At 61.3% G+C, this 5,125-nt stretch carries 5 protein-coding genes; all 5 read left to right on the plus strand.

All coding sequences use genetic code 11. The annotated features are described in order from the left end of the window. A partial coding sequence (arcD, locus tag EGJ09_RS26300; RefSeq protein ID WP_125925174.1) for an arginine-ornithine antiporter occupies positions 1–1,194 on the plus strand: 1,194 nt, incomplete at its 5' end. Between the two features lie 32 nt (positions 1,195–1,226). Further along, a complete protein-coding gene (arcA, locus tag EGJ09_RS26305; protein WP_115273961.1) occupies positions 1,227–2,480 on the plus strand; it encodes an arginine deiminase in 1,254 nt (417 codons plus the stop codon). 68 nt (positions 2,481–2,548) lie between these two features. Beyond that, entirely contained in the window at positions 2,549–3,559 is a 1,011-nt protein-coding gene (locus EGJ09_RS26310) for an ornithine carbamoyltransferase (RefSeq protein WP_012316037.1), read from the plus strand. A gap of 143 nt (positions 3,560–3,702) precedes the next feature. Continuing rightward, positions 3,703–4,632, plus strand: a complete 930-nt coding sequence (gene arcC / locus EGJ09_RS26315; RefSeq protein ID WP_115273960.1) for a carbamate kinase — start codon at positions 3,703–3,705, stop codon at positions 4,630–4,632. 56 nt (positions 4,633–4,688) lie between these two features. Then, positions 4,689–5,057, plus strand: a complete 369-nt coding sequence (locus tag EGJ09_RS26320) for a DUF5064 family protein (RefSeq protein ID WP_125925175.1) — start codon at positions 4,689–4,691, stop codon at positions 5,055–5,057. The last annotated feature ends 68 nt before the right edge of the window (positions 5,058–5,125 follow it).

The following is a 5,125-nucleotide window of genomic DNA, read 5'->3' on the forward strand; positions in this document are numbered from 1 at the left end:
AAGGCCGGCTTCGGCGACTACATGGGCTTCTCCTCGGCGTGGGGCTACTGGATCAGCGCCTGGCTGGGCAACGTCGGTTACTTCGTGCTGCTGTTCAGTACCCTGGGCTACTTCTTCCCCATTTTCGGTGAAGGCAACACCCCCGCTGCCGTCATCGGCGCCTCGGTGTTGCTGTGGGCGGTGCACTTCCTGGTACTGCGCGGCATCAAGGAAGCGGCGTTCATCAACCTGGTCACCACCGTTGCCAAGGTGGTACCGCTGGTGCTGTTCGCGCTGATCTGCGTGTTCGCCTTCCGCCTCGACATCTTCACCGCCGACATCTGGGCCACCGGGACGCCGGAGCTGGGCAGCGTGATGAACCAGGTGCGCAACATGATGCTGGTCACCGTCTGGGTGTTCATCGGCATCGAGGGTGCGAGCATCTTTTCTTCGCGGGCGGAAAAACGCGCCGATGTGGGCAAGGCCACGGTCATCGGCTTCATCACCGTGTTGCTGTTCCTGGTGCTGGTCAACGTGCTCTCGCTGGGCGTGATGACTCAACCGGAACTGGCCAAACTGCAAAACCCGTCGATGGCTGCCGTGCTGGAGCATGTGGTTGGTCATTGGGGCGCGGTGCTGATCAGCGTCGGCCTGATCATCTCGCTGCTCGGCGCATTGCTGTCGTGGGTGCTGCTGTGCGCCGAGATCATGTTCGCCGCTGCGAAGGATCACACCATGCCGGAGTTCCTGCGCCGCGAGAATGCCAACCAGGTGCCGGCCAACGCCCTGTGGCTTACCAACGCCATGGTGCAAATTTTCCTGGTGATCACGCTGTTCTCCGCCAGCACCTACCTGTCACTGATCTACCTCGCCACCTCGATGATCCTGGTGCCCTACCTGTGGTCGGCAGCCTATGGCTTCCTGCTGGCCATGCGCGGTGAAACCTACGAGCAGGCTGCCAGCGAACGCAGCAAAGACCTGCTCATCGGCGCCATCGCACTGATCTACGCCATCTGGCTGTTGTATGCGGGCGGCATGAAGTACTTGCTGCTCTCCGCCCTGCTGTATGCCCCTGGGGTCATCCTGTTTGCCAAGGCCAAGCGTGAAATTGGCCAACCGATCTTCACCAACGTGGAAAAACTGATCTTTGCGGCTGTGGTCATCGGCGCCCTGGTGGCGGCCTATGGCCTGTATGACGGCTTCCTGACCCTGTGACCCACGTCTTCGCTCAATTGGAGGAAAGAACCATGTCCGCTGAAAAACAGAAGTACGGTGTGCACTCCGAAGCCGGCAAGCTGCGCAAGGTAATGGTTTGCGCCCCTGGGCTTGCGCACAAGCGCCTGACCCCGAGCAACTGCGACGAACTGCTGTTCGATGATGTGATCTGGGTCGACCAGGCCAAACGCGACCATTTCGACTTCGTCACCAAGATGCGCGAGCGCGGCGTGGATGTGCTTGAGATGCACAACCTGCTGACCGACATCGTGCAGAACAAAGACGCGCTGAAGTGGATCCTTGACCGCAAGATCACCCCTGACACCGTAGGTGTGGGCCTGACCAACGAAGTGCGCAGCTGGCTCGAAGGCCTCGAGCCACGCCACCTGGCCGAGTTCCTGATCGGCGGTGTGGCCGGCCAGGACCTGCCGCAGAGCGAAGGCGCCGACGTGGTCAAGATGTACAACGATTACCTGGGCCACTCCAGTTTCATTCTGCCACCGCTGCCGAACACCCAGTTCACCCGCGACACCACCTGCTGGATCTATGGCGGCGTCACGCTGAACCCGATGTACTGGCCGGCGCGACGTCAGGAAACGCTGCTGACCACTGCCATCTACAAATTCCACCCGCAATTCACCGGTGCCGACTTCCAGGTCTGGTACGGCGACCCGGACAAAGACCACGGCAACGCCACCCTTGAAGGCGGTGACGTGATGCCGATCGGCAAAGGCATCGTGCTCATCGGCATGGGCGAGCGCACTTCACGCCAGGCCATCGGGCAGCTGGCGCAAAACCTGTTCGCCAAGGGCGCAGTGGAAAAGGTCATCGTCGCCGGCCTGCCGAAGTCCCGCGCTGCCATGCACCTGGATACCGTGTTCAGCTTCTGCGACCGCGACCTGGTCACGATCTTCCCCGAAGTGGTGAAAGAAATCGTGCCATTCATCATCCGCCCGGACGAAAGCAAGCCCTACGGCATGGACGTGCGCCGCGAGCACAAGTCGTTCATCGAAGTGGTGGGCGAGCAACTGGGCGTCAAGCTGCGCGTGGTCGAGACCGGCGGCAACAGCTTCGCCGCCGAGCGCGAACAGTGGGATGACGGCAACAACGTGGTGGCGGTGGAGCCTGGCGTGGTCATCGGCTACGACCGCAACACCTACACCAACACCCTGCTGCGCAAGGCCGGCATCGAGGTCATCACCATCAGCGCCGGCGAGCTGGGCCGGGGCCGTGGCGGCGGCCACTGCATGACCTGCCCGATCGTGCGCGACCCCATCGATTACTAACGACCATTTTCCCGGCTACCCCCACAAGGCGGTGGCCGGGCCGATTACCGAACTCAAGGAGAATCACCATGGCGTTCAACATCCATAACCGCAACCTGCTCAGCCTCGAGCACCACAGCACCCGCGAGCTGAAGTACCTGCTGGACCTGTCCCGCGACCTCAAGCGTGCCAAATACACCGGTACCGAACAGCAGCACCTGAAGGGCAACAACATCGCCCTGATCTTCGAGAAAACCTCGACCCGCACCCGCTGCGCCTTCGAAGTGGCCGCCTATGACCAAGGCGCCAATGTCACCTACATCGACCCCAACTCATCGCAGATCGGCCACAAAGAAAGCATGAAGGACACCGCCCGCGTACTCGGGCGCATGTACGATGCCATCGAGTATCGCGGCTTCAAGCAGGAAATCGTCGAAGAGCTGGCCAAGTTCGCCGGGGTGCCGGTGTTCAACGGCCTGACCGACGAGTACCACCCGACCCAGATGATCGCCGACGTACTGACCATGCGTGAGCACAGCGACAAGCCGCTGCACGACATCAGCTATGCCTACCTGGGCGACGCCCGCAACAACATGGGCAACTCGCTGCTGCTGATCGGCGCCAAGCTCGGTATGGACGTGCGGATCGCTGCGCCCAAGGCGCTGTGGCCGCATGACGACCTGGTCGAGCGCTGCAAGCAGTACGCTGAGGAAAGCGGTGCACGCATCACCCTTACCGAGGACCCGAAAGCCGCAGTCAAAGGCGTGGACTTCGTGCACACCGACGTCTGGGTGTCGATGGGTGAGCCGATCGAAGCCTGGGGCGAGCGCATCAAGCAGCTCAAACCCTATCAGGTGAACACGGAACTGATGAAGTCCACCGGCAATCCGCGGACCAAATTCATGCACTGCCTGCCGGCGTTCCACAACTCCGAGACCAAGGTCGGCAAGCAGATCGCCGAACAGTATCCGGACCTGGCCAATGGCATCGAAGTGACCGACGACGTGTTCGAGTCGCCCGCCTGCATCGCCTTCGAACAGGCGGAAAACCGCATGCACACGATCAAGGCGATCCTGGTGTCGACCCTGGCTGATCTCTGATAAGCACCTCGGTAGTGTGGGAGCCGGCTTTCCGGCGATGCAGGCCACACGGTGCATGGCACCGGCTTCGCCGGTGATCGCCGGCAAGCCTGCTCCCACACAGAAACGAGGCGCGCCCCCCCATCTTCGCAAAGGACATTCCCATGCGTATCGTTGTTGCATTGGGCGGCAACGCCCTGCTGCGCCGCGGCGAGCCCATGACCGCTGACAACCAGCGTGCCAATATCCGCACCGCCACCGAGCAGATCGCCAAGATTCACCCCGGCAACGAGCTGGTCATCGCCCACGGTAACGGCCCCCAGGTTGGCTTGCTGTCATTGCAGGCGCTGTCGTACAAACCCGACGAAGCCTACCCGCTGGACGTGCTCGGTGCCGAAACCGAAGGCATGATCGGTTACATGATCGAACAGGAACTGGGTAACCTGCTGGCGTTCGAAGTGCCGTTCGCCACCCTGCTGACCCAGGTCGAAGTCGATGCAAACGATCCGGCCTTCAAGGACCCGACCAAGTTCATCGGCCCGGTCTACAGCAAGGAAGAAGCCGAACGCCTGGCCAAGGAGAAAGGCTGGGTGGTCAAAGCCGACGGCGACAAATACCGCCGCGTGGTGGCCAGCCCCAAACCCAAGCGCATCTTCGAGATCCGCCCGATCAAGTGGCTGCTGGAAAAAAACAGCATCGTGATCTGCGCAGGCGGTGGCGGCATCCCCACCATGTACGATGAAAACCGCAAGCTCAAAGGCATCGAAGCGGTCATCGACAAGGACCTGTGCTCGGCGCTTTTGGCCGAGCAACTGGAAGCCGACCTTCTGATAATCGCCACTGACGTCGATGCGGCTTACATTGACTGGGGCAAACCCACGCAAAAAGCCATTGCCCAGGCCCACCCCGACGAGCTCGAACGCCTGGGCTTCGCCGCCGGCTCCATGGGGCCGAAGGTACAGGCCGCCAGCGATTTCGCCCGCGCCACCGGCAAGGTCGCAGTGATCAGCTCGCTGGAGAATATCGAGGACATCGTCAAAGGCACCGCCGGCACCCGTGTTTCAACGGCCAAGCCAGGCATCAGCTACCGTTGAATGCAGTAGGCGGGCGCAGGCCGCCCGCCATTTTCGACCCTCCGGAGGACTCCGCCATGGCCCAGTACCAACCTGGTCACGTGCATATCGAGCGCAGTGCGCTGAACGCCAATGACCACAGCTACGACCTCAACATCGAGTACGAAGCGACTCAGGATCCCAGGGAAGGCCGAGGTATCCAGTTCCGCTTGCATGGCAGCATCGAAGGCAAGCCGGTGGATGAAAAGTTTTACCTGCCCAAAGATCAGGTCTTGCCGAGCTTTTTGATGGTGCTAAGCCGCAAGGCCCAGTCACACCTGCCACCGCACAAGAAATTCGAAACGCTCGGTTCACCGCACAAGATCTACGACCAGATGTTCGAGGACATCCGCGCCAAGCTGGATGTGAAATCCGGCGACGCGATCAAGCCTGAACATTTAGAGTGAACCCAATCGCCGGCAAGCCGGCTGCCACAGGTACTCCGCAGAACCTGAGACAGCGGGGTACCTGTGGC

Origin of the sequence: Pseudomonas sp. p106 (assembly GCF_003936645.1) — a bacterium.
GTDB classification, from domain to species: domain Bacteria; phylum Pseudomonadota; class Gammaproteobacteria; order Pseudomonadales; family Pseudomonadaceae; genus Aquipseudomonas; species Aquipseudomonas putida_E.